General features: G+C 62.3%; 3 protein-coding genes. 2 read left to right on the top strand and 1 reads right to left on the bottom strand.

Annotation, left to right across the window (positions count from 1 at the left end):
• Positions 1–2: 2 nt before the first annotated feature.
• The gene (locus ACODTY_RS23990) at positions 3–182 is read right to left on the bottom strand and encodes a DUF3606 domain-containing protein (RefSeq protein WP_488996680.1); all 180 of its coding nucleotides are present in this window, start codon (positions 180–182) and stop codon (positions 3–5) included.
• Positions 183–429: 247 nt separating this feature from the next.
• Here ACODTY_RS23990 and ACODTY_RS23985 point away from each other — a divergent pair, with 247 nt between their 5' ends.
• Both ACODTY_RS23985 and ACODTY_RS23980 read left to right on the top strand, forming a co-directional pair.
• Entirely contained in the window at positions 430–915 is a 486-nt protein-coding gene (locus tag ACODTY_RS23985; RefSeq protein ID WP_488996679.1) for an Hsp20 family protein, read from the top strand.
• A 71-nt stretch (positions 916–986) separates the two neighbouring features.
• A complete protein-coding gene (locus ACODTY_RS23980; protein WP_488996678.1) occupies positions 987–1454 on the top strand; it encodes a hypothetical protein in 468 nt (155 codons plus the stop codon).
• The last annotated feature ends 29 nt before the right edge of the window (positions 1455–1483 follow it).

The raw sequence follows: 1483 nt of genomic DNA, 5'->3' as shown, positions 1-1483 counted from the left end.
GCTCAGGGCTTGTCCAGCTTGTTCTCGACCTTCTTGCGGCTGTTGCCGACCGATTTCACCGCCGCTTCACCTCTGCCTTGCTGGCGCCGGTCTTGCCCCTCATAGCGGACCTCGTGATCCTGCCCTTCGGCAACTCTTGCCCGGTCCTGATTGCGGCCACGCGTCGTCTGGGAATTCGCCATTGCCTTCTCCCGTGATGGATCGAAGAACGCAGCCGGACTCTTCCGGTTCAATTTGCTCGCGAATGACGCCCGGAATGGACGATCGGGCGTGGCTTCGGCCCTCTCGAAAAAATTTCGCCGCCCCCTTGAACGTCATTTTGGGTGTTCCCAAATCGATTGCCGTCGGGGCTACGGCCCGACGGTTCTGGCGTCGCAGAGACGCTGCGGCGTTGCTTGTTACCCATGTTGCTTTACGGAGGATATGGCTATGAGAAGCTTCGATTATACCCCTCTCTACCGTTCGACGGTCGGCTTCGACCGGCTCTTCGACATGCTCGACAATGGCGCGCGCTCAGATTGGCCGCCCTACAACATCGAGAAGACCGGCGAAAACGACTACCGCATCACCATGGCGATCGCCGGCTACAGCCCGGAAGAGGTCGAGCTGACCCAGCACGGCCCCGAGCTGATCGTGACCGGCCAGAAAAAGCCCGAGCAGGGCGACCGGCAAGTCCTCCATCAGGGCCTCGCGATCGGAAATTTCCGGCAGGTGTTCAAGTTGGCCGACCACGTCAAAGTGGCGAGCGCCACGCTGCAGAATGGCCTGCTGTCGGTCGATCTCGCGCGCGAGATTCCCGAGGAGCTCAAGCCCCGCCGCATCGCCATTGGGTCCGAGCGTGTTACCGCCGCTGATGATGTTGGCAAGAAGAAGCAGATCAGCCAGGACACCGAGCCGCAGCGCAAGGCCGCCTGAGTCCGAAACACCTCAACCTGCGATTTGCCTCCCGGTCGTGGCCGGGAGGCGCCGATTGCGGAGAAACGGAGATGACACACCTTACCAGCCATGACCAAACCCGCCGCGACGCGGCTGACTTTTCGCGACATCCGATATTCCAGCGGCCCGATGAAGTTCTTGCAGACCCGAGGATGAGTGCCGACGAGAAGCGGGCCCTGTTGGCTTCCTGGGCGTCGGATGCGCACGCAGTTCCCGGATCGCCTTCGATACGCCAACTTGAGGATGGCTCTCTTGTCGAGGTCGATGAAATTCTGCATGCGCTGAAGGCCCTCCACGCGAGCGACGATGCGGATGCTTCCACCACGCAGCCCACAGGGTTGTGGCGAAAGCCGCCAAGCCGGCGGAACCGGCCCGCGTTCCGGAATTGGACGCGCGTCCTGTACCGCAGGCGGCGCGATGACGACGATGATCCGCCACCCTGTCCTGCCTATGCAGCCACTCCGCCGAAATTCGGAGGCGGCGGCGCCTTTGCCTATCCGGATCCGGCTTTGGCCTGAGGGGACGAGGCCCGTTTCGGAATCGGATG

Source organism: Mesorhizobium sp. FG116 (assembly GCF_057809835.1).
This window is presented reverse-complemented; position numbering and strand designations above follow the sequence as displayed.

Excerpts from the sequence above, each read along its gene's own strand:
- ACODTY_RS23990 (WP_488996680.1), bottom strand. The coding sequence starts at position 182 with ATGGCGAATTCCCAGACGACGCGTGGCCGCAATCAGGACCGGGCAAGA.
- ACODTY_RS23980 (WP_488996678.1), top strand. The coding sequence starts at position 987 with ATGACACACCTTACCAGCCATGACCAAACCCGCCGCGACGCGGCTGAC.
- ACODTY_RS23985 (WP_488996679.1), top strand. The coding sequence starts at position 430 with ATGAGAAGCTTCGATTATACCCCTCTCTACCGTTCGACGGTCGGCTTC.